Origin of the sequence: Sporosarcina sp. P7, assembly GCF_002743425.1 — a bacterium.
In the GTDB taxonomy this organism is placed as follows: domain Bacteria; phylum Bacillota; class Bacilli; order Bacillales_A; family Planococcaceae; genus Sporosarcina.
The window spans coordinates 15,406-36,273 of the sequence record NZ_PDZF01000003.1 but is presented as its reverse complement, the minus strand read 5'-3'; the positions used below and the strand labels follow the sequence as shown (position 1 = coordinate 36,273).

General features: G+C 40.1%; 23 protein-coding genes. 2 read left to right on the top strand and 21 right to left on the bottom strand.

The annotated features are described in order from the left end of the window. Positions 1-9: 9 nt before the first annotated feature. Positions 10-1,044, bottom strand: coding sequence for an NAD(P)/FAD-dependent oxidoreductase (locus CSV60_RS04405; RefSeq protein WP_099632032.1), 1,035 nt, complete (start codon positions 1,042-1,044; stop codon positions 10-12). Positions 1,045-1,299: 255 nt separating this feature from the next. Between CSV60_RS04405 and CSV60_RS04400 the strand changes: the two genes are divergently transcribed. Further along, the gene (locus CSV60_RS04400; RefSeq protein ID WP_099632033.1) at positions 1,300-2,664 is read left to right on the top strand and encodes a sigma-54 interaction domain-containing protein; all 1,365 of its coding nucleotides are present in this window, start codon (positions 1,300-1,302) and stop codon (positions 2,662-2,664) included. A gap of 288 nt (positions 2,665-2,952) precedes the next feature. Here the strand turns inward: CSV60_RS04400 and CSV60_RS04395 are convergent, their stop codons facing one another. After that, positions 2,953-3,900: an NAD(P)H-dependent flavin oxidoreductase gene (locus CSV60_RS04395; protein ID WP_099632034.1), complete on the bottom strand. Its 948-nt coding sequence runs from the start codon at positions 3,898-3,900 to the stop codon at positions 2,953-2,955. A 63-nt stretch (positions 3,901-3,963) separates the two neighbouring features. On the opposite strand from CSV60_RS04395, the gene CSV60_RS04390 reads away from it, so the two are divergent. Next, complete coding sequence (locus CSV60_RS04390; protein WP_099632035.1) at positions 3,964-4,491, top strand: gamma carbonic anhydrase family protein; 528 nt, start codon at positions 3,964-3,966, stop codon at positions 4,489-4,491. Between the two features lie 58 nt (positions 4,492-4,549). Here CSV60_RS04390 and paaX read toward each other — a convergent pair whose 3' ends face one another. From paaX to CSV60_RS04295, 19 genes are all read right to left on the bottom strand, one after another. Beyond that, a complete protein-coding gene (gene paaX, locus CSV60_RS04385) occupies positions 4,550-5,410 on the bottom strand; it encodes a phenylacetic acid degradation operon negative regulatory protein PaaX (protein WP_099632067.1) in 861 nt (286 codons plus the stop codon). A gap of 95 nt (positions 5,411-5,505) precedes the next feature. After that, positions 5,506-6,282: an enoyl-CoA hydratase-related protein gene (locus tag CSV60_RS04380; RefSeq protein WP_099636094.1), complete on the bottom strand. Its 777-nt coding sequence runs from the start codon at positions 6,280-6,282 to the stop codon at positions 5,506-5,508. Between the two features lie 36 nt (positions 6,283-6,318). Further along, a complete protein-coding gene (locus tag CSV60_RS04375; RefSeq protein WP_099632037.1) occupies positions 6,319-7,524 on the bottom strand; it encodes a thiolase family protein in 1,206 nt (401 codons plus the stop codon). Continuing rightward, positions 7,521-8,393 (bottom strand): 3-hydroxyacyl-CoA dehydrogenase, encoded by an 873-nt coding sequence (locus tag CSV60_RS04370; RefSeq protein WP_099636093.1) that lies wholly within the window; start codon positions 8,391-8,393, stop codon positions 7,521-7,523. The genes CSV60_RS04375 and CSV60_RS04370 overlap by 4 nt, the downstream gene beginning before the upstream one ends. A 93-nt stretch (positions 8,394-8,486) precedes the next feature. Then, the gene (locus CSV60_RS04365; RefSeq protein WP_099632039.1) at positions 8,487-10,001 is read right to left on the bottom strand and encodes an aldehyde dehydrogenase family protein; all 1,515 of its coding nucleotides are present in this window, start codon (positions 9,999-10,001) and stop codon (positions 8,487-8,489) included. Between the two features lie 14 nt (positions 10,002-10,015). Then, positions 10,016-10,789 (bottom strand): enoyl-CoA hydratase-related protein, encoded by a 774-nt coding sequence (locus tag CSV60_RS04360; protein ID WP_099632040.1) that lies wholly within the window; start codon positions 10,787-10,789, stop codon positions 10,016-10,018. Positions 10,790-10,803: 14 nt separating this feature from the next. Continuing rightward, positions 10,804-11,580, bottom strand: a complete 777-nt coding sequence (locus CSV60_RS04355; RefSeq protein ID WP_099632041.1) for an enoyl-CoA hydratase/isomerase family protein — start codon at positions 11,578-11,580, stop codon at positions 10,804-10,806. After that, positions 11,577-11,882: an EthD family reductase gene (locus CSV60_RS04350; RefSeq protein WP_099632042.1), complete on the bottom strand. Its 306-nt coding sequence runs from the start codon at positions 11,880-11,882 to the stop codon at positions 11,577-11,579. Before CSV60_RS04350 ends, CSV60_RS04355 begins: the two co-directional genes overlap by 4 nt. Before the next feature lie 14 nt (positions 11,883-11,896). Continuing rightward, the gene (gene paaD / locus CSV60_RS04345; RefSeq protein WP_099636092.1) at positions 11,897-12,400 is read right to left on the bottom strand and encodes a 1,2-phenylacetyl-CoA epoxidase subunit PaaD; all 504 of its coding nucleotides are present in this window, start codon (positions 12,398-12,400) and stop codon (positions 11,897-11,899) included. Between the two features lie 24 nt (positions 12,401-12,424). Beyond that, the gene (gene paaC, locus CSV60_RS04340; protein ID WP_199173180.1) at positions 12,425-13,234 is read right to left on the bottom strand and encodes a 1,2-phenylacetyl-CoA epoxidase subunit PaaC; all 810 of its coding nucleotides are present in this window, start codon (positions 13,232-13,234) and stop codon (positions 12,425-12,427) included. Further along, on the bottom strand, positions 13,231-13,578 hold the full coding sequence (gene paaB / locus CSV60_RS04335) for a 1,2-phenylacetyl-CoA epoxidase subunit PaaB (RefSeq protein ID WP_099632044.1): 348 nt from the start codon (positions 13,576-13,578) through the stop codon (positions 13,231-13,233). The genes paaC and paaB overlap by 4 nt, the downstream gene beginning before the upstream one ends. A gap of 16 nt (positions 13,579-13,594) precedes the next feature. After that, positions 13,595-14,548 carry a 1,2-phenylacetyl-CoA epoxidase subunit PaaA gene (gene paaA, locus CSV60_RS04330; RefSeq protein ID WP_099636091.1) on the bottom strand — a complete coding sequence of 318 codons (954 nt, stop codon included), beginning with the start codon at positions 14,546-14,548 and terminating at the stop codon, positions 13,595-13,597. Positions 14,549-14,669: 121 nt separating this feature from the next. Then, positions 14,670-14,909, bottom strand: coding sequence for a ferredoxin (locus CSV60_RS04325; protein ID WP_099632046.1), 240 nt, complete (start codon positions 14,907-14,909; stop codon positions 14,670-14,672). A 36-nt stretch (positions 14,910-14,945) separates the two neighbouring features. Continuing rightward, on the bottom strand, positions 14,946-15,980 hold the full coding sequence (locus tag CSV60_RS04320; protein ID WP_099632047.1) for an NAD(P)/FAD-dependent oxidoreductase: 1,035 nt from the start codon (positions 15,978-15,980) through the stop codon (positions 14,946-14,948). 255 nt (positions 15,981-16,235) lie between these two features. Continuing rightward, on the bottom strand, positions 16,236-17,411 hold the full coding sequence (locus CSV60_RS04315) for an ABC transporter substrate-binding protein (RefSeq protein WP_099632048.1): 1,176 nt from the start codon (positions 17,409-17,411) through the stop codon (positions 16,236-16,238). Between the two features lie 17 nt (positions 17,412-17,428). Next, positions 17,429-18,169, bottom strand: a complete 741-nt coding sequence (locus CSV60_RS04310; protein ID WP_099632049.1) for an ABC transporter ATP-binding protein — start codon at positions 18,167-18,169, stop codon at positions 17,429-17,431. Continuing rightward, positions 18,166-18,945, bottom strand: a complete 780-nt coding sequence (locus CSV60_RS04305) for an ABC transporter ATP-binding protein (RefSeq protein ID WP_099632050.1) — start codon at positions 18,943-18,945, stop codon at positions 18,166-18,168. Before CSV60_RS04305 ends, CSV60_RS04310 begins: the two co-directional genes overlap by 4 nt. 4 nt (positions 18,946-18,949) lie before the next feature. Then, positions 18,950-19,987, bottom strand: coding sequence for a branched-chain amino acid ABC transporter permease (locus tag CSV60_RS04300; protein WP_099632051.1), 1,038 nt, complete (start codon positions 19,985-19,987; stop codon positions 18,950-18,952). Next, positions 19,987-20,865, bottom strand: coding sequence for a branched-chain amino acid ABC transporter permease (locus CSV60_RS04295; protein WP_099636090.1), 879 nt, complete (start codon positions 20,863-20,865; stop codon positions 19,987-19,989). Before CSV60_RS04295 ends, CSV60_RS04300 begins: the two co-directional genes overlap by 1 nt. Positions 20,866-20,868 lie beyond the last annotated feature (3 nt).

Sequence of the window (20,868 nt, the reverse complement as noted above, 5' to 3'; positions counted from 1 at the left end):
AAAAATTAATCAGTTGACTCCAACCTTCGCTTTCTTTGGCACTTCTTCCGCTTCACCCATAACGCTCGTACTGTGTAGCGGTTGCATTTTTGCAGTCGGATCTATTAATACTTTTGCGCTACTCACCGCAACAGGTGCTTCTCCAAAACCAGATGCAATCAGCTTAACTTTTCCTTCATACGTACAAATATCGCCGACCGCATATATTCCTTCAATATTTGTTTCCATTTTTGAATTAACCACTACGGAGTTTTTATCTATTTCAAGACTCCAGTCTTTGATAGGACCGAGCGATGAGACGAAACCGTAATTGATCAATACGTCATCGACTTCAAGCTCTTCCAACTCACCTGTTTTCGAATGCTTGATGATGACCTTTTCAACTTTCTCGTCTCCCACCAATTCAACTGGAACATATGGCGTCAAGCAGTTCACTTTGGATTGTTTCAATAATTCTACACTGTGTTCATGTGCCCGAAACTTATCTCTCCGGTGAATAATGGAAGCCTTTTCAGCAATCGGCTCAAGCATCAATGCCCAATCTACTGCAGAATCCCCGCCACCAAACAAAGCCACTTTCTTGCCTTGGAACTGATTCATGTTCTGAACGAAGTAATGAATGTTTTGATTTTGGAATTTCTCTTCACTTTCGATTTCCATCTTCCTTGCTTGAAAAGCACCGTTACCGGCAGTGATAATAATTGTTCGTGAATAATGTACTCCACTATTTGTAGTCAACTTGAAAACACCGTCATGTTCTTTTAAGACTTCCATTACCGTCTCACCTAAGCAGATAGTAGTCTCAAATTGATTCATTTGTTCAACTAGATTATCTACTAGCTCCTGAGCTCTGACTTTAGGAAACCCTGCAATGTCATAAATATATTTTTCGGGATACAATGCAGAAAGTTGACCGCCTAGTTGGGGTAAGCTTTCAATAATTTTTACAGACATTTGTCGAAGTCCTGCATAAAATGCAGTAAATAGGCCGACTGGTCCACCTCCAATAATTGTTATGTCACTAACTTCGGCTGATCTGTTCATATTGTGCCTCCTCATTATCATTTATATAAAAGGTATAGTTACGGGGCGATCAGGGTATTCCCTTATCCTTGCCGCGTTACTAAATACTATTGCAAGTATCATGCCAACTTTTGAGATTTGCATGGGAATACGATTGTTCTCGTCTTTTTTATAAAACGCTGTTACAATTGATTCACAATTGAGTCAATGGAGACTCAGTAAAATATAAATATTCTCAAAATTAACTCAAAATAATTAGTAGGAAGGTGTAACAATATGTCCTATGAGAACGAACAGGAGAAAATGAGTCTATCTTTAGAATCCTTGCTTAAAATTCTGGATTATTCATCAGATGAAATCTATGTATTGGACAAAGAGATAAGGATCGTCTATGTAAATCGAAATTGTGAAAAGCATTATGGAATGACAAAAGATGATGTTGTCGGTAAGTATAATGATGACTTTTTTAACGATGGATACTGGACGCCTTCCGTAGTTCCACTCGTACTGGAAAAGAAAACTCCCGTTTCAGTACGCCAACAAACTCATATTGGTGCTGAATTGCTGACTAGGGCTTTCCCTATATTGAACTCGAACAATGAGATTGAATACATTGTGTGCACAGCAACCGAAATACAAGATTTTAAACGGCTCATCAAAAAGGAAGAACCTAACCTTACAAACTCGGCAGATGAAGTTTTTGCAAGTACGATTATAACGAACAACGCAAAAATGCGAAAAATACTGCGCTTTTGTGAAAAGGTGGCACCTACAGATTCTACTATTTTAATCCATGGTCAATCGGGAACTGGAAAAGGGGTCATCGCATATCAATTGCATAAATTGAGTAAAAGAAAGGATGGTCCTTTCCTTAATGTAAATTGTGCAGCTATTCCCGGAGATCTGTTAGAATCGGAGCTATTTGGTTACACGGCAGGATCATTTACTGGTGCTAAAAAAGACGGTAAAATTGGTTTGTTCGAGGCAGCAGATAACGGCACAATTTTTTTGGATGAAATCGGCGAGTTGGCTTTGCCCCTTCAGGCAAAAGTTCTTCAAGTCATACAAGACAAAAAGTTTATTCCAATTGGCAGCAACGTTAGCAAGACAGTGGATATCCGTATTATCGCCGCAACAAATCAAGACTTACCGAAAATGGTAGAAAATAAGACTTTCCGCGAAGATCTATTCTACCGACTCAATGTCATTGACATCGAACTGCCACGGTTGGATGAACGCAAAGAAGATATTATCCCTTTAACTTATAGCTTTCTGAATAATTTTAACAACAAGTACAACTCTACTAAAATAATTTCCGAAGATTGTTTGAATGTACTCTATCATTATTCGTGGCCAGGCAATGTGCGACAGTTAGAAAACTTGATAGAGCGACTGGTTATTACAAGTGATGCAGTCATCACTTTAGAAGATTTACCCGAAGTAATCTTGGAAAAAGTAAAAGATATACCTGAACTCGCCTATTCCCATTCCCTCGACCAGGCATTGGATAATGTAACAGCTACCATGGTCAGAAGATCCTATCAGAAGTTTGGTTCTACGAGAGGTGTGGCATCAGACCTCCAGATCAGCCAGTCGAAAGCATCCCGATTGATTCGTGATTATTGTCGGGATGAAGAGTAAGAAAACTATTATCATAAATTTGACAATAATAAAAAGGCATCACTCGGCACGAGTAACATTTTGCCGAGCGGTAGCCTTTTATTATTGTTTTTATAGGATTTTCCCTGGAGATTCTATTTTCTATTTCATGGGGTGATCAATCGAACAACCATACCCTCTACGCAGATCATATAAGTGAATAGAATAACTAAGGTATTTTGTCTTGCTATCTTTGAATAACCAATAGATATACTAGCTCTTGCTATCCAACAATTATAAGCAAGTGCTTTATATCTGTTCTTTATTGATTCACAGTAAATTTGCAGTGCGTTTACACGCTTCCTTCGCTTCTATCATCATACGTTCCAATAATTCTTGGACCGTTGGAATATCTCCTATTAATCCAGCGACCTGACCACTATTGATATAGCCGTTCTGCATATCTCCCTTTATGGCACCTAAAACATGCTGCACCTCGGTAGTCGCTTCATTAAACTCTTCTAGCTTCATCCCCTCTTTTACACGCTTTTCTAGGTTCATTACATAATCGTTAGTTAGTACTCTTCTCACACGACCTACTTCACGACCAATGATTCTCGTTTCTATGTCAGATGCATCTAGTAGACGTTGCTTATAGAGTTCGTGCGCTTGCATTTCCTGAGTGGCTATAAAGCGAGTGCCCATCTGCACACCTTCAGCACCTAAAGCAAGTGCTGCAGCTAAACCTTTTCCGTCCCCAATACCACCTGCTGCTACGACAGGAATTTGAATACTTTTAGTAATTTGCGGAATCAATGTCATCGTAGTTAATTCAAGAGGCGAGTTGATACCAGCAGCTTCAAACCCTTCCGCCACTATAATATCCGCTCCGGCCGCTTCCGCTTTTAATGCATGCTTTACAGAAGCTACGATAGCCATAACCTTTATTTCATTATCATGTAAGGTTTGAATGTATGGCGACGGATTGCCAGCCGATAACGATACAATAGGTACTCGGTGCTTAATAACTAATGCTAGTAACTCTTCGACTTGAGGTGCTACATTAATAGCAATATTTACAGCAAAAGGACGTGAAGTCATAGATTTCAAATCGGTAATTTTTTGCTCTACCTCATCTAATCCGGATGTTCCACAACCTATTGTGCCTAAACCCCCAGCTTCAGAAATAGCTGCCGCCAAATTTACGCTACTGATATTTCCCATCCCACCATGAATGACTGGATATCGTATAGACAATTCCTTACATAACCTATTCATACAATGCACTCCCTTTTATGTTATACTTTATCATATATTTACATCGATAGGAGGAGAAAGTTCATGATTATACCTTACAATAACAAAAGTCCTTTGATTAATGAATCCGCCTTCATTGCCCCCGGCGCTTATCTAATAGGCGACGTAACAGTTGGAGAAGAATCTACGATATGGTTCAACTCTGTATTACGAGGAGACGAGGGTGCTATTGTAATTGGCAAGCGGTGCAGTATACAGGATAATTCTACAATTCATCTATATGAAAATGCACCTGTTGAAATTGAAGACGAAGTAACTGTTGGACATAATGTAGTATTACATGGCTGTAGAATCCGAAAACGTTCTATTATTGGTATGGGTTCAACCATTCTTGATCATGCAGACATCGGGGAAGAGTGCATTATAGGCGCAAACACTTTAATCCCTTCCGGAAAAGTTATTCCACCGCGCTCTTTAGTGATCGGATCTCCTGGAAAAGTCGTTAGACAATTGAATGACCAAGATCTTGAACTGATTCAGCTGTCTATAGATACGTACGTTGAGAAAGGAAAAGACTTCAACCTGATTTTACAGAACGAATTGAATGCTTGATAGGTTATAATTAAGAAAAGCCATGAGCGTAAAATAAAATGCTCACGGCTTTTTTCTATCATTTTATAATCATCGGGTTGTCTTCAGCATCGTACGTAGCGTCTTTTCTACTTATATCATTATCTTTTTCAAATATATGTTCGAAAAATCGATTAGCGGGTTCCGCAAGTAACTTATAATATTGTGCAAATAAATGAGCTGAGTGTGTTCCGCTCCACATCTCAGGAAGAAGTTCTTTTGGCAAACCAGGATCAACAAACAAAAACTTACGATATTCATGCACTAAATTGGTGCGTTCTACAAAACATTGGGCATCCGATAGCAAACCACTTTCCATTGCACTTGTAGACACGACGAATTTATGACTGTATATCGAAATAAACTCTTCATACTTTTTCTCAATTTCTTCAAGAGGCCAGCTTTTGGCAACCAATTCTTGGTTTGACCTGGGTCCTCTGTTCTCAGAGAGAAATAAGTCGGCGTGATCTTCAATCTCATATTTTGCTATTAATAAGCGTACTTCTTTCGCCAAATCATTTGGCGTAATCCAACAACCATTCGTAAAGGTACCGAATCCACTCCATAAAAGCTCTTTCCGCAATTCATCGCGGAGTTGCCGTTTATCTTCAGGTATGTTGTAAATCAACATACGCCATTGACCATCCCATTCATGAGGCTCTAATTTAAAAATACGCGATGCAGCTTCCTCGATACGAGATACCCCACGTTTTGTTAAGTAATAATAACTCTTTCTTCCTACACGCTCTGTTTCAAACCATCCTTGCTTCATCATTCGAGATAGAACAACGCGTACAGCTTGTTCATTATGGCCAAATTCTTTCATCAACTGGATCAGGCTACCAATCCAAATTTTATTGCCATAGTGGCGAACATAATCACCGAAAATCGTAAATATCATAGACTTTGTATTAGAGATAGAAAAAACCACTCTTTCAATTAAATTATTCGGTTCCTTCTCTCTATTATAACCTTTGGCCAATAATGATGACAAGCTTATGTGCCTTGGAATTCCGGTTCACGCTTTTCATTAAATGCTTGTAAAGCCTCAACGCGATCTTTGGTCGGGATGACTAATTCGTATGCTTTTGTCTCGATTGCAAGTCCTGTACGGAGATCAGTATTTAAACCTTCATTAATTGCATATTTGGCTTGTTTAATTGCAACAGGACCATTTTTCATAATAGCTTCTGCCAATTCTTCACAAGATGCCATTAAATTATCTGATGCAACTACTTTTAATATAATACCCAGCTCCAATGCTTCAGCTGCAGTCAGGCGCTTGGCAGTAAATATCAGTTCTTTCGCTTTCATCACTCCAACTAATCGGGGCAGACGTTGTGTGCCTCCCGCTCCCGGAATGATTGCCCAACTAGTTTCAGTCAAACCTAACGTAGCATGTGTAACTGCGATCGAGAAATCACAAGCTAGCATCAATTCAAAACCGCCACCCAGTGCATGGCCATTCACTGCAGCGATTGTAGGTTGTGGTAATTCTGCAATACTATTGAACACATCACGAATGGCTTTTACATTACGGCGTACTTCCGATTCGTTAAGAGTTTTACGCTCTTTCAGATCTGCTCCAGCACTGAATGCCTTTTCCCCTGCCCCTTTGAAGATTACAACTCTGACATCAGGAGCAATATGGAGGGTCTCTACGATTTCTTGTAGTTCTTTTAAGGCCGGATAATTAAAGCAATTCAAAGATTCCGGCCGATTAATTGTTACATAAGCGATACGGTTTTTAATTTCTAATAAAACTGGTTTCATTATACAAGCTCCTTTATGCGTAAAGCGTAATAGATTTTACACTTCTGGTTTTTCTACGATCATTGCTATACCTTGCCCCACACCTATACACATAGTTGCCAGGCCGTACTGCGTATCACGCTTATTCATTTCATATATTAAAGTCATCAAAATACGTGCCCCACTTGCTCCTAGTGGATGTCCATACGCAATCGCTCCACCGTTAACATTTACTTTCTCTGTATCCAATTCTAGTTGGCGAATACATTCAAGCGATTGAGAAGCAAATGCCTCATTTAATTCTACTAAGCCTATGTCATCAATTGTTAAGTTTGCACGGTTTAAAGCCTTGCGCGATGCATCAATTGGACCTAGTCCCATCACCGCCGGCTCAAGACCTGCCACTGCCCCTGTAACATACTTTGCGAGTGGCTTTAGTCCGAGTTCTTTCGCTTTCTCCGCACTCATTAATAATAGAGCTGCTGCTCCATCATTTACCCCTGATGCATTACCCGCCGTAACTGTGCCGCCTTCAAATATCGGTCGTAGTTTTGCTAATGCATCGACAGAAGATTCTGGACGTGGATGTTCATCCCGATCCACAATAATTTCATTGCCTTTACGATCTTTATATACAACTGGTACAATTTCTTCGCTGAATGTACCTTCTTCAATTGCCCTTTTTGCACGGCGTTGACTTTCATATGCAAAAGCATCTTGCTCTTCTCGCGAAATGTTATAACGTTGCGCTACATTTTCCGCTGTTTTCGGCATGGTGTCAGATCCGTACATTTTTTCTAATTCCTTATTAGTAAAGCGCCATCCAATAGTCGTGTCATACATTTTCATATCTCCACGTGGGTACTCTACTTCAGGCTTCCCCATCACAAATGGCGCGCGTGTCATACTCTCCGTACCGCCTGCGATGAAGACATCCCCTTCGCCTGCCATGATTGCTCTAGCTGCATACATAACTGCATCGATTCCCGATCCACATAAGCGGTTAATAGTTGTTCCGCCCACTTCTATAGGCAAGCCGGCGAGTAAGGCTGACATACGAGCCACATTACGATTATCTTCGCCTGCCTGATTCGCATTTCCAAAGACCACTTCTTCAATGTCTTCAGTTTGAAGATTTGGATTTCTATCAATTAAGGCCTTAATTACTGTTGCACCCAAATCATCTGGACGAACTGCTTTTAGCGCCCCCTTATATCTTCCAAATGGTGTACGTACTGCATCAACGATTACAACTTCCTTCATGATTTCACCATCTCCTTGTTATCCGTGTAGTCATAGACTCCTTTTCCACTCTTTCTGCCGAGACGTCCAGCTTTAACGTACTGTTCTAGCAGAGGGGCAGGACGATATTTTTCACCAAGTTTTTCGTGGAGATATTTCAAGTTATTCAAGCGTGCATCTAGTCCGACTAAATCTACTAATTCAAAGGGTCCCATAGGATAGTTTAGGCCCAATTTAATTGCTTTATCGATTTCTTCAGGTGAGCCTAAGCCTTCTTGCAACATGTAAAAAGCCTCATTTCCGACTAGTGCGCTAATTCGGCTTGTGACAAAACCAGGGAATTCATTGATGACAACCGTTTCTTTCCCCATTTTTACAGCTACATTTCTAATGACTTCTGCTGTTTCATCACTTGTTTCTAGCCCGCGTATAATTTCTACAAGTGGCATTTTATGTACAGGGTTGAAAAAGTGCATGGCAATAGTGCGTTCAGGACGTTGACCGTACGATGCAATTTCAGTTGGACTCATAGTTGACGTATTAGTTGCAAAATAGCAGGATTTAGGTGCATTTTCTTCAATCGTTTGGAATACTTGTTTTTTTATATCTGCAATTTCAGGTACCGCTTCAATAACTAGATCCGCTGTTTTTGCCGCGATTGCTAACTCCGTTTCGAAATGAAGATTTGTACGAAGCTCTTTCGCTACTTGTTGCGTGATTTTTTGTCGATCCACACCTTTTGTAATGATTAACTCAATTTCTTTCTCTGCGTTAGCCAATGCTTGTTCATTAATATCTACGATAGTGACAGAATATCCACCTAATGCACTTACATAAGCAATACCTCTACCCATCACGCCAGAACCAACAACTACTATATTTTTAATCATTTTACTTCCCCCTTTAAATAGCTATTTCATATTTATAGTAAGAAAGAACAGCGGCATGCAAACTAGCCCCTGTTCCTTTTAAGGTAATGTTTTTTACAGTCCGAATGGGTTTAATGGGCGAGATCCATAGTAAGACATGATACTCTTCGTCTCGGAGTAAAGATCCAATGTTTCAATAGCTAACTCGCGTCCAAATCCTGATTGCTTGTATCCACCGAATGGTGTTCCAGGGAAAGCAGAGAATGGTGAGTTGATCATGACGATGCCCGCTTGGATTTGATTTGCAACACGTGTTGCACGTGCGCCATCTTTAGACCAAACAGATGATGCTAGACCGAACACCGAGTCATTCGCCAATGCGATCGCTTCTTTTTCATTTGAGAACTTGGAAAGCACAACAACAGGACCAAAGATTTCTTCTTGTACTACGCGCATTTCTTGCGTCACGTTACCGATAACTGTCGGTGCATACCAGAAACCTTTCTCAAAGCCTTCAGGGTGTATTTGCTCACCGCCGGCCAAAATTTCTGCCCCTTCATCAATTGCCGATTGTACATATTCTTTTACAGTATCCAATTGTCCTTGGTCAATTACTGCCCCTACATGTGTTCCTTTGCTGAACGGATCACCCAGAACGATACGATTAGTTTTTTCAACGAATTTCTCAACGAACTCATCATACACATCTTCATGTATATAAATTCGTGAACGTGCGTCACATGACTGTCCAGTGTTATTGTAAATACCATAGATAGAACAATCTACTGCTTGATCAATATCCGCGTCTTCAAAGATTAGGCTTGGTGATTTTCCGCCTAACTCTAATGTGACACGCTTCAATGTGCCAGAAGCACGTGCCATAATATCTTTACCAATCGGTGTAGAGCCTGTGAAAGCTACTTTGTTTACCAAATCATGTTCAACCAGATAGTTTCCAATTTCAGAACCTGATCCCGGTAAGATGTTTACTACACCTTCGGGAACTCCAGCTTCATGGCAAATTTCTCCTAAGATAATTGCTGTCAGCGGTGTAAGAGATGCAGGTTTAATAATTACAGAACACCCTGCCGCAAGTGCCGGTGCAACTTTCCAAGCTGCCATCATTAAAGGATAGTTCCATGGAATAATTTGCGCACATACGCCAACCGGCTCTTTTTCTGTGTAGTTGTGGAATTGGCCAGGTACGTTATTTACAGAGCCGCGGTGTGAAACTAGTGCCCCTGCATAAAACTCAAAGTCTTCTACAGCCTGATTAATCTGAGCTTGTGCTGCCGAAATAGTTTTACCCGTATTCAGTACTTCTAGTTCTACTAATTCGCTAAAACGACTTCTCATGATCGCTGCAATTTTATTAAGTACACGAGCACGTTTTCCCGTTGGGGTAATTTTCCACTTCCCGTTATCAAATGCATTACGTGCTGCTTCAATAGCGCGTTGTGCATCTTCTTGAGTTGCTTTTGCGACTTCCGCTAGGAGCTCTCCTGTTGCGGGATTATAGACTTTTGTCCGAGCACCATTGCTGCTCTCTACTTGCTCTCCGTTGATAAACAATTTATAGAAATCACGCTTCATCGTTTGTGCTACTTCTTGCTCTTGAACATTTGTCATTTTATTTCCTCCTCTTACTTTCCAATAAATTCAGGATTTCTTTTGTTTTTAAATGCTTCGATACCTTCTACATGATCTTCAGTTAAGCCAGCAATACGCTGACTTTCTGCTTCACGTTGAAGATATTCTTCAAACGGTAGTGTTTGAACGTCATTCAATCCTCTTTTAATTAGTCCAATAGCCTTAGTTGGCTTCGTGGCAATACCTTTTGCGAACGCTTTCACTTCTACCTCAAAATCTTCTTGAGAATAAACTCTTGTTGCTAGACCCAAATCCAACGCCTGCGCTGCAGAGATTTTCTCACCTAGAATTGAAATTTCTGCTGCTTTCGCTGAACCAACTAATTGCGATAGATAAAACAGATTGCCAGAGTCAGGAATGAGTCCTACATGTATGAATGCATTTATGTAGCTGGCTTTCTCAGACATCAAACGTAAATCACATGCTAAAGCTAGACTAAAACCCGCTCCGGCCGCTACTCCATTGACTGCTGCAATAATCGGCTTTTCCGATTTCTTTATCTCCAAAATCATTGGACCGTAGTGATCTCTTAGTACTTGCCCATGATCCATTTGTTCATCAACTTCTGACAGATCCTGGCCTGAACAGAACGCTCTACCCGCTCCTGTTACGACGATGCATCTTACATTGTCGTCCTTTGATGCCATACGCAACGCATCTTTAATTTCACGATTCATCTGAGCTACGAATGCATTTAATTTATCAGGACGATTCAATGTCAGCCAAGCAATACCATCTTTCAACTCGTATTGAATTGTTTCAAACATAGAAAGTCGTCTCCTTATCTTCCTTTATATACCGGTTTTCTCTTTTCGACAAAAGCTTGCATTCCTTCTTTTTGATCCTCCGATGAAAACAAGAGATAGAAGTTCTTTCGCTCATACTGCATACCTTCATACAGTGGATAGTCAACCGCCTTGTTCACTGAATCCTTAATCATTCGGATAGCAAGTGGCGGCATGCTAGCGATCTTATTTGCAAACCGTAAAGCTTCTTCGCGCAATAGCTCTGGAGAGACGATTCGATTGATCACTCCGTATTTTTGTAATTCATTAGCTTTGATTCGCTCACCTGTCCACAGCCACTCTATCGCTTTCGCACGTCCAACTAACTTAGTTAAGCGTTGCGTCCCGCCAGCTCCTGGCATAACACCTAACGTCACTTCAGGGAATGCAAACTCTGTGCCATCAGCGACTAATAGGACATCGCAGCAAAGGGCAAGTTCAAAACCTCCACCAAAAACAAATCCATGAACTGCACCGATGATGGGCTTTTTGATAAGAGGAATCTGATCCCAGTCAGCAAACTGATTCAACAATTCGAGACTCATTGAATCTGCCCCGGCCATCTCCTCTATATCAGCACCAGCAGAGAAAGCTTTTCCTTTGCCAACTAGCAAAATTACACGTACTTCCTCATTTCGATCAAACGCTTGCAGCGCCTCGAGAATTTCACCTACCATACAACGATTTAAAGAGTTCAATTGCTTAGGTCTGTTCAATTCAATGATGCCGATTTGTTGATCAACCGATGTTTCTATGAATTTGAAGGCTGTCATTCGCTGTCTTCACCTATCATTAAAGTAACTAGCTTACCTGCAAAGCCCATCAAGTCTTTTCCAGAAGCTTTTCCTTCATCAGAGCTCAAACCTGCTTTTAATGATGCAGCATCATCGTAAATCATTTCACACATCAAGTAATACGGTGGTTCTCCACCCATTGGGTTACCAGTGAATTTCGTTACTTTCATTTCACGCAAGCCAGGAATCTTCGCTGTGAGTGGTGAATGAACATTGAAGTAATGCTCGTCAAATTCCTCTTTGTTTTCAGGGTGTTTGTATAGTGCGATTAATTTAGCCATTTAAAATCCTCCAATTACATTATTGTTGATACAGGTTTCATTGCTTCGAACGGTGTTTTACAACTCTTGCAATATAAAATACTTCTACAAGCAGTTGGTCCAAATATATTTTCCATCGTGACGTAGGTTGAATTACAATACGGGCAATCCACGTGCCACGATCCATCTTCTTCCAGATGACGCGGTGGAGCAGCGATTCCAAACTCTTTCAATCCTTTTTTTCCATTTTCCGTCACACGATCAGATGTCCAAGGAGGACTGAAAATAAATTCTACTTCGACGTTTTTGGCAAAAGATAGCCCCATCACAGCATTCTTAGTATTCGTTCGGATGATTTCAAGTGCCGGGCAACCTAAAAACGTAGGCAATAACGTTACCTTGATCTGTTCGGCTTCAACTTCCACTTTCTCCACCATTCCAAGATCCACTATACTGACTGTATCAATTTCAGGGTCCTTGACGCTTTCAAGCACCTTCCATACTTCCAAGTTTTGTGATTTTTTTATAAGAGCTACCATTTCCAAAACACCTCTTTCTATCTATTACCAGTTAGTGGCTGTATCGATTCTGTACACTTCAGAAAGTGTATCGATTGCTGCTTGCAACTCATCTGTGTGTTGTCCATTACGTCCATTCAACTTAGGTTCAGGAATTATCGGTAAATCCAATTCCAATTTTTCAAATGTTGGACGTAATGCTTCAAGCCAAGCATTTTGTATTTTTTCTTCTGAATCTATCAAGTCAAAGCGTTCAATCGGTTCTTTTTGTTCTCCATAAGAGAATAGATCTCCCATGTCTGCAACAACCAATTCAATTGCACTCATCATTTTAGTTTTCGCTTCTTCTGTGGAGCTTAGTAATTGTTTGAACCATAACTTCCAATGCATCACATGATAATAGAGTTCCATACTAACTTTTACAGCAATCTCTTGGAGTGGTTTATATGAGCTTTCTTTAAGTGAATTGATCTTCGCTCGTTTCGCTTGTGTATAGAAGTAACTTCTAACTACTGTATAAGCCCAATCATATTGTGGTGTGTCCATATAATAGCCGTCACCATTAATACGTTCAGTCAAAACGCTATTTTTTCGTTCTACTGCAGGGCGTAAGTGAGCTAGATCATCCGCATTACCTAATCCTAAGTCCTCTAGCAACTTATAATACATAGCTGCATGACCCATGGAATCTTGTGTGATAGAAGATGATGCAACATCCTCTTCTATATGCGGAGCTAGACCCAACCATTCAGAGCCACGATATGAAAACAGGAAATCATCATCTGCTAACTGAAATAAAAGCGTTTCTACTGCTTTTTTCTCTTCCGTACTCATCATTTTTTCAACATTACTCATTTTTCTTTACCTCCTGCCCAAGATAGGATTTCCTTCTCATCGAGCATTTCTTGTTCGTATTTACGCCATTTTTTACGTAAGTAACCATAACCTTTTGTAGTACGGTAATCTTTGTTATCTAAACGACTCAAAGAAAGACGTTCTTCTTCATCCATACTTCGGATATTTTTTTTATTTACGACCCATATATCAACGACTGGCTCACGACGCATAAAGTTTTCTTGTGCCATCATAAGTGCCATATCTTCATTTGGTGCTAGTAAATCGAATTGGTGCTGGAATGACGCAGCATGGGTGCGTTTACTAAATACTTCAAACTCTTGATAAAATGTTTTCTCTGACATATTCTCTTCCGCTCCTTTATTCAACAATTGCACTTAACGCTTCACGTACCCACGCATTGTTCTCATATGATGAACGGCGAAGATTAAGACGCGCTTGTGATTTTGGTCCATTATTTTTAATAATTTCTTTGAACTCTGACCAGTCGGGTTGCTGATAAACCCAATGTTTCTTCTCCTGATCGAAATGCAATGTAGCATCCGGGATTGTTAAACTGAGCGATAGAATTCTCGGAATATATTTATCCAAGAAGCTCTGGCGTAATTCTTCATTTGTGTTCTTACGAATACGATATTTAATAGTAGCTTCTTGCTTTGATGCACCTGTCGTAGCTTTACTTGGAGGTCCAAAAAACATAAGCAGTGCTGGCCACCAGCGGTTAAGCGCGTCTTGCACCATTGCTTTCTGTTCTTCTGTTCCTTCAGCAAGTGCCATGATAATCGACTCTCCGTGTTGCGCATGGAATACTTCTTCTGCACAAATACGTTGTAAGGCCTTTGCATACGGCCCGTAAGATGCATCTAGCATATTCGTTTGTGTAATGATTGCAGCCCCATCTACTAACCAACCTATCAATCCTGCATCTGCCCAAGTCTTTGTTTCCATATGAAATACATTATGAAACTTCAGATCCTCATTGAATAGATCCTGCATGATATCACCGCGAGTTTTACCATATGGCTTCATTAAATCTTCTGCCACGCGTAATAATAGTTGTCCGTGACCCATTTCATCTTGTACTTTCGCCATAATTCCAAGTTTGCGGTATAGTGAAGGCGCTTTAGGTACCCACTCTTTCTCAGGGAGCGCTCCCATAATTTCACTGATTCCGTGCATGGAAATGAGTTTAATTAACGTTTGACGATACTCTTCCGGCATCCAATCATCTGCCTGGATCTTTTCGCCACTTTCTATACGTTCCATGAAATACTCCATCTTTTCATCTGCGGTCATCGCTGTCATCATTACCATTTATCTAATTCCTCCTTTAGATTTTGAAAAGTTAATACCACAAGATACGTATTTAAACGATCAAATATAACAAACTTAACGTCTTTTCACAAATTTTGTTATACTTGGTCTCAAAAAAATACTAGACCTCTTCCAAAACGATTGGATATTCTGATACTTTAATGGAGTCAGTTGGGCAGCCCTCAACCGCATCATCCAAATCATCCAATAAATCCTCATCGACTTCTGCTGAACCTTCATTATTATCTAGATGTACGAATGCAAAACCTTCATCATTATAATCAAAAATGTCAGGTGCACTTGCTCCGCAAGCACCGCACGCTATGCAAGTTGATTGATCAACAATAGTATGTGTAGCCATAAAAGGTGTCCTCCTTTATTCTAATGAGTCAAATGTTCAAGAGTTGACCGGGACTTTTTTCTGATCTAGCTTTTCCTTTTTCTCCATTAATGTCGTACTATGTGTTGCTTGAACTTTAGCCGTTGGATCAATGTAGACCTTGGCATTACTAACAGCCGTAGGTGCTTCTCCAAACCCGCTAGCTATAAGTTTAACTTTTCCTGGATACGTACAAATGTCGCCTACAGCATAAATACCTTTAATGTTCGTTTCCATTTTCGAATTAACGACAATGCTGTTCTTTTCTATTTCTAGTTCCCAATCCTTGATAGGACCAAGTGAAGACACGAAACCATAGTTGACTATTACTTCGTCAATTGCGATTTCCTCTACCTCGTCTGACTTCATTTTACTTAGAACGATTTTTTCAATATGATCTTCACCAATAAATAATGATGGAATATATGGTGTTTTAACTTCTACTTTGGAATTCATTAAGTTCTCAACACTAGCTTCATGTGCGCGGAATTTATCGCGGCGGTGAACGAGTGTTACTTTGTTGGCAATCGGCTCAAGCATTAGAGACCAATCTACCGCAGAATCTCCACCGCCAAGAACCTGAACATTCTTTCCTGCGAAGTATTGTAAATCTTTAATAAAGTAATGTAAGTTTTTACCCTCGTATTGTTCAGCGTTTTCAATTTCAATCTTTCTAGGTTGAAATGCACCATTTCCTGCAGTAATAATAATTGCCTTAGAATAATGTGTTTCTTTATTCGTTTTGATTTTGAAGTTCCCGTCGTCTTGCTTAGTCACTTCACGTACCTCTTGTTCAAGTGTGATAGTTGGTTCAAACTGAGACATCTGCTCAACTAGATTGTCAATAAGTTTTTGTCCAGTGATTTTTGGGAAACCTGCAATATCGTAAATATACTTCTCTGGATACAAAGCTGTTAGTTGACCGCCAAGTTGCGGAAGACTCTCAATCAAATTTACCGACATTTGACGCATACCTGCATAAAAGGATGTAAACAAACCCACAGGGCCGCCACCAATTATTGTTATATCATAAACTTTCTGTTCATTACTCATATGCTGGCTTCTCCTCTCTATCGAAAGAAAATCGATCCTTCCAAGTATAACGCATAAAATACGTTGTTAGCTTTTCTTGTTATACTTAGTATCTTAAATCAATGTGTAAGCGTTGTCAAGAATATATTCAGAATAATTTATTTTCATTTCGAGATTCCAGAGCATTGCGTCACGGACGTATTTTACTTAGTAGATATGTAGTTGTTTAAAAACTCTTCATACAAAAAGCACTGCTAAGACGCAGTGCTTTTTACATCATTCAATATATGTCCATTTTCCATCCTTCACAGTCGCCATTACAAAGCTCTCCGGTCCAAGCCCATTATGATCTTCAGCTGTGTAATTATAAACTCCTGTCGTACCAATCCAGTCTTTAATATTCTCTTCTAAATAATCTCGAATTGCTTCACGATCAGTAGCACCATTCTTCAATGCTTCCACTGTCAACATCACATTGTCATAGCCATAAGAACCAAAGTTAGTCGGTTCACTGCCGTACTTTTCTGTATACTCATTGTAGAACTCTGATAATACACTGTGCTGTATATCATCTTTAGGAATCTGGTCTGGGAATAATAGCTTTCCAGTTGGAATTACTACACCTTCTGCAGCCTCTCCCGCTAAAGAGATAAAGTTTTGATTTGCAATGCCATGACTTCCAAATACCGGTAAACTAATTCCTAGATCATGCGCATTCTTTGCGATGACGGCAGGTCCTGGATTCGTTCCCCAGACGACGATTGCTTCTGCTTTTGCACTATTAATCTTCGTCACTTGCGTACTCATATCAGGATCTTGTGTATTATAGCTTTCTTTTGCTACGATTTTAATATCATAGTCATCTGCTAAAGCTTCCAATTGCTCTAAGCCACTTGAGCCAAACGCATTAGAATCACTAATCGTACCAATTTTCTTAATTCCTTGTTCTTTTAAATACATATAAACCCGTTCAACTGCTTGTCTATCCGATTGCGGTGTTTTAAATACCCATTCTGCATCTTCAACAGGTTCAACGACATGCGCACTCGCTGCAGCCGAGATCATAGTAACTTTTTGTTGCAAGGCGATTCCTTTCATAGCAAGGCTTTCACCACTACCTGAAGACCCGAGTAACGCTAATACTTTTTCGTCGTTCACTAATCGATTAGCTTCTTGTGTTGCTTTTTCCTGGCTGGATTCATCATCCGCCAAGATGATCTTTAGCGGAATGCCATTAATTCCACCATCTGCATTGATTTTCTCTTCTAGTAGTTTTGCTGCATTCCATTCAGGTTCGCCTAACGGACTGTTTGGACCCGTTTTTGAATAAATGGCACCGATCTTATACTCTGTCAGTTCCCCACTTTCGGACTTCGCGTCAGTGTCGCTACATGCGGCTAGCACCAATGAAATGATAACTGCTAGAAATAACATAGTTAATTTTTTGAACATCTTCTCATCCCCCATCATCAATGTACTGTGTGACCTAAATAAGCTTCTTTTACTTCCGGATCATTCAATAATTCACTTGAACTGCCGCTCTTAATGATTTCACCATGAGAAATGACATACCCCCGATCAGCAACTTTAAGGGATGCATGTAAATTTTGTTCTATTAATAAAATCGTTGTTCCAAACTGCTTACGTAAATTACCGACTAGTTCTAATACGTCCTTCGCTATAAGTGGAGCTAGTCCTAATGTAGGTTCGTCTAATAACAATAAGTCAGGCTCTGCCATCATACCTCTTGCAATCGCAAGCATTTGTTGCTGACCGCCAGACATCGTTCCACCCATTTGATCTTTTCGGTCACTCAATATCGGGAATAATTCGAAAACTTTTTTGATGTTTTCTTCTATTGCCTGCTTGTTAGTAGTTTTACGATGATGGTAAGCACCTAAATATAAATTATCCAACACAGTCATTGTAGAAAAAATTTGACGATGTTCAGGTACATGAATTAAGTGTTTCTCAACAATCTTTTCTGCTTCCATTCCTGTAATATCCGTGCCTTGATAGATAACTTGGCCGCTTGTCGGTCGAAGTAGTCCAGACATGGTTTGTAGAAGAGTTGTCTTACCCGCTCCATTTGCACCTAGCAAAGCGACAATTTCTCCTTGTTTAACAGACAGTGATACGCCATTCAATGCTTGAATCGGTCCATAGCTTACAGAACAGTCGAGTACCTCAAGTAGCTTTTGTTCACTCATACGACTTCCTCCTCGATCTCAGCACCTAAGTAAGCCGCAATGACCGCTTCATTCGCTTGAATTTCTTTTGGGGCTCCTTCTGCAATCTTCATGCCCTGATCCAAAACAACGAGTTTATCGCAAATGCTCATGACTAGATCCATATCATGCTCGACGACTAGAATGGTTACTCCAGAGTCTCTTACTCTTTTAATCAACTCACTCATTTCAGACGTCTCACTATGATTTAATCCTGCTGCAATTTCATCCAACAGAAGAAGTTTAGGCTCTGTGGCATAAGCACGGGCAAATTCTAATAGTCGCAATTTACCTAATGACAAACTGGATGCCTTTTGATCGTATAGTAGTTCTAGATTGAAAAAACGTAAGATATCCATTGCCTCTTCATACACTTTGCGCTCATTTTTTGCAATGCCAAGTAACATGGAAGCAACTCCTGAAAGATTTTGCTTCGTTCTCATATGCTGGCCTACCATGACATTCTCAATCACTGTCATATTTTTAAACACTTGTAAGTTTTGGAAGGTCCGTGATATGCCTAATGGAGCTACTTTATATGAAGGGAGGAGATCAATCCTCTTCCCGCAAAACAAAATATTTCCTTCGGTCGGTGGAAATATAGAAGATATCATATTGAACATTGTGCTTTTTCCTGCTCCGTTCGGTCCTATTAGCCCAACAATTTGCCCTTCATCGACAGAGAAGCTGACATCGCTATTTGCTACAACTCCGCCAAATCTTTTTGTAATTGATTCTACTTGCAACAATGTCATCATCCTCTCATTCTGAAACACTTCGTTCTATCGGTGTGACGGGTACAGATGATTTTTTTTCTACTCTTTTTATCGATGTATTTTTAAACCAGTCTATTACTGTTGGAAACAGACCTTTTGGCATAAAGATAACGACTAATATTAAGATTAATCCATAAATCACGTGTTCCGAATCACTAGTGATAAACGAGAATTGCTCACCAAGTGTGTGAACGGTAATGCCGATCATACGAATTAGTAAAGCCCCTATTAATGCCCCCCATACACTTCCACTTCCTCCGAGAACGACCATTGCTAAGAAAAGAATGGATGCATCAAATGTAAAGGCAGATGGAGATATACTGTAACTCATGTGAGCAAACAACCAGCCGGCAAGCCCCGCAAATGCAGCGCTCAATATAAACACCTGCATTTTATACCTGCCCGTATTAACCCCCATCGAGCTGGAGGCTATTTCTGAGTCGTGTATAGAACGGAGTGCACGTCCAACCCGAGAATGAACAATGTTCAGTGATAGAATTAAAACTATTAAAACAAAAAACCATACTAGAAAGTAATATGGAACTCCTTGGTTGATTGTCATGCCAAACAATGACAGCTGGGGGATCCCATAAAATCCTGATGCTCCCATTGTGATTCCTTTACCTTCAACCAAAAGACCATGAACGATTATACCAAGAGCCAATGTTGCCATAGCTAAGTAATATCCACTTAAACGTGACATCGTATATCCCATGAAAAAAGCTAGAAGAGCCGGAACGAGTAAAGCTATAGGCAAGCTAAGCCAAGGACTCCATCCCCACGTAGCTGTCAAAATCGAAGTGGTATATGCTCCCACTCCATAAAATGCTGCCTGTCCTAAAGATATTTGTCCGGCATAACCCATTAACAAGCCTAAACCGATGGCTATAATTGCGTATATACCTGCAAATGTTGCCTGTGTAATAAAAAATGACTGAGTAACTACCAATGGAAATATGAGGATGGCAGCAATGAATACAACTACGCCCCACCACTTCGTCTGCTGTACGCCTTGTAACTTCATTACAACCCTCCTTTCCCAATAGTTTTTTCACCCAAAATACCATTGGGTCTAATAATCAATATAAGCAAAAATATTGAAAATGTAATAATATCTTTCATTCCTGAACTAACATAGCCGGCACCCATGGATTCAAATAGTCCAATTAGCAAACCACCAATGACAGCTCCGGGGGCACTACCTAGTCCCCCTAGAATTGCTGCTGAAAATCCTTTAATGCCTAACATAGCACCCATATCATATGCCGGGAAAATAATTGGTGCGATCGCAAGGCCCGCAATAGCTCCAAGAGAAGCGCTTAAAACAAAGGAAAAGGAAGACATTCTTTTTGGACTTATTCCCATTAATCTTGCAGCCATCGGGTTTACAGAGGATGCTTGGAATGCTTTTCCTAGCATTGTTTTGTCGATAAACATATACATAAGACCGACAACTAACAGCATAATCAAAACGACCCAAATGGATTGGGGGGTAATGGAAGCGCCTCCAATTGTAACAGGAGTATTATCCATGAAAGGTGCTACTGTATGTTGATCTTTTCCCCATACCATACTACTGATTCCACGGATGAAGATCGAAGTTCCAATAGTCAAAATGATTAAGCTGATCGCGTCAGCACCTTTGGCTCTACGTATCAAAAGGAACTCCATTAGCCACCCGATGAATGTCACAAAAAGTATCGTAACAATAAAGGAAAGCCAATATGGCACGCCTACTGAAACGAGTGAAAACATGGTCAATCCACCAAGCATGACGAATTCACCTTGAGCCAAGTTGATAACTTTCGTCACACTATAAATGGTAACAAAACCGAGGGCGACAATTGCATAAATACTTCCAATCGTAATTCCCGTTAATGTGAACTGTAAAAAATCTTGCACTCA

Coding starts and splice junctions, on each gene's coding strand:
- CSV60_RS04405 (WP_099632032.1), bottom strand. CDS start 1,044: ATGAACAGATCAGCCGAAGTTAGTGACATAACAATTATTGGAGGTGGA.
- CSV60_RS04400 (WP_099632033.1), top strand. CDS start 1,300: ATGTCCTATGAGAACGAACAGGAGAAAATGAGTCTATCTTTAGAATCC.
- CSV60_RS04395 (WP_099632034.1), bottom strand. CDS start 3,900: ATGAATAGGTTATGTAAGGAATTGTCTATACGATATCCAGTCATTCAT.
- CSV60_RS04390 (WP_099632035.1), top strand. CDS start 3,964: ATGATTATACCTTACAATAACAAAAGTCCTTTGATTAATGAATCCGCC.
- paaX (WP_099632067.1), bottom strand. CDS start 5,410: ATGATATTTACGATTTTCGGTGATTATGTTCGCCACTATGGCAATAAA.
- CSV60_RS04380 (WP_099636094.1), bottom strand. CDS start 6,282: ATGAAACCAGTTTTATTAGAAATTAAAAACCGTATCGCTTATGTAACA.
- CSV60_RS04375 (WP_099632037.1), bottom strand. CDS start 7,524: ATGAAGGAAGTTGTAATCGTTGATGCAGTACGTACACCATTTGGAAGA.
- CSV60_RS04370 (WP_099636093.1), bottom strand. CDS start 8,393: ATGATTAAAAATATAGTAGTTGTTGGTTCTGGCGTGATGGGTAGAGGT.
- CSV60_RS04365 (WP_099632039.1), bottom strand. CDS start 10,001: ATGACAAATGTTCAAGAGCAAGAAGTAGCACAAACGATGAAGCGTGAT.
- CSV60_RS04360 (WP_099632040.1), bottom strand. CDS start 10,789: ATGTTTGAAACAATTCAATACGAGTTGAAAGATGGTATTGCTTGGCTG.
- CSV60_RS04355 (WP_099632041.1), bottom strand. CDS start 11,580: ATGACAGCCTTCAAATTCATAGAAACATCGGTTGATCAACAAATCGGC.
- CSV60_RS04350 (WP_099632042.1), bottom strand. CDS start 11,882: ATGGCTAAATTAATCGCACTATACAAACACCCTGAAAACAAAGAGGAA.
- paaD (WP_099636092.1), bottom strand. CDS start 12,400: ATGGTAGCTCTTATAAAAAAATCACAAAACTTGGAAGTATGGAAGGTG.
- paaC (WP_199173180.1), bottom strand. CDS start 13,234: ATGAGTAATGTTGAAAAAATGATGAGTACGGAAGAGAAAAAAGCAGTA.
- paaB (WP_099632044.1), bottom strand. CDS start 13,578: ATGTCAGAGAAAACATTTTATCAAGAGTTTGAAGTATTTAGTAAACGC.
- paaA (WP_099636091.1), bottom strand. CDS start 14,548: ATGGTAATGATGACAGCGATGACCGCAGATGAAAAGATGGAGTATTTC.
- CSV60_RS04325 (WP_099632046.1), bottom strand. CDS start 14,909: ATGGCTACACATACTATTGTTGATCAATCAACTTGCATAGCGTGCGGT.
- CSV60_RS04320 (WP_099632047.1), bottom strand. CDS start 15,980: ATGAGTAATGAACAGAAAGTTTATGATATAACAATAATTGGTGGCGGC.
- CSV60_RS04315 (WP_099632048.1), bottom strand. CDS start 17,411: ATGTTCAAAAAATTAACTATGTTATTTCTAGCAGTTATCATTTCATTG.
- CSV60_RS04310 (WP_099632049.1), bottom strand. CDS start 18,169: ATGAGTGAACAAAAGCTACTTGAGGTACTCGACTGTTCTGTAAGCTAT.
- CSV60_RS04305 (WP_099632050.1), bottom strand. CDS start 18,945: ATGATGACATTGTTGCAAGTAGAATCAATTACAAAAAGATTTGGCGGA.
- CSV60_RS04300 (WP_099632051.1), bottom strand. CDS start 19,987: ATGAAGTTACAAGGCGTACAGCAGACGAAGTGGTGGGGCGTAGTTGTA.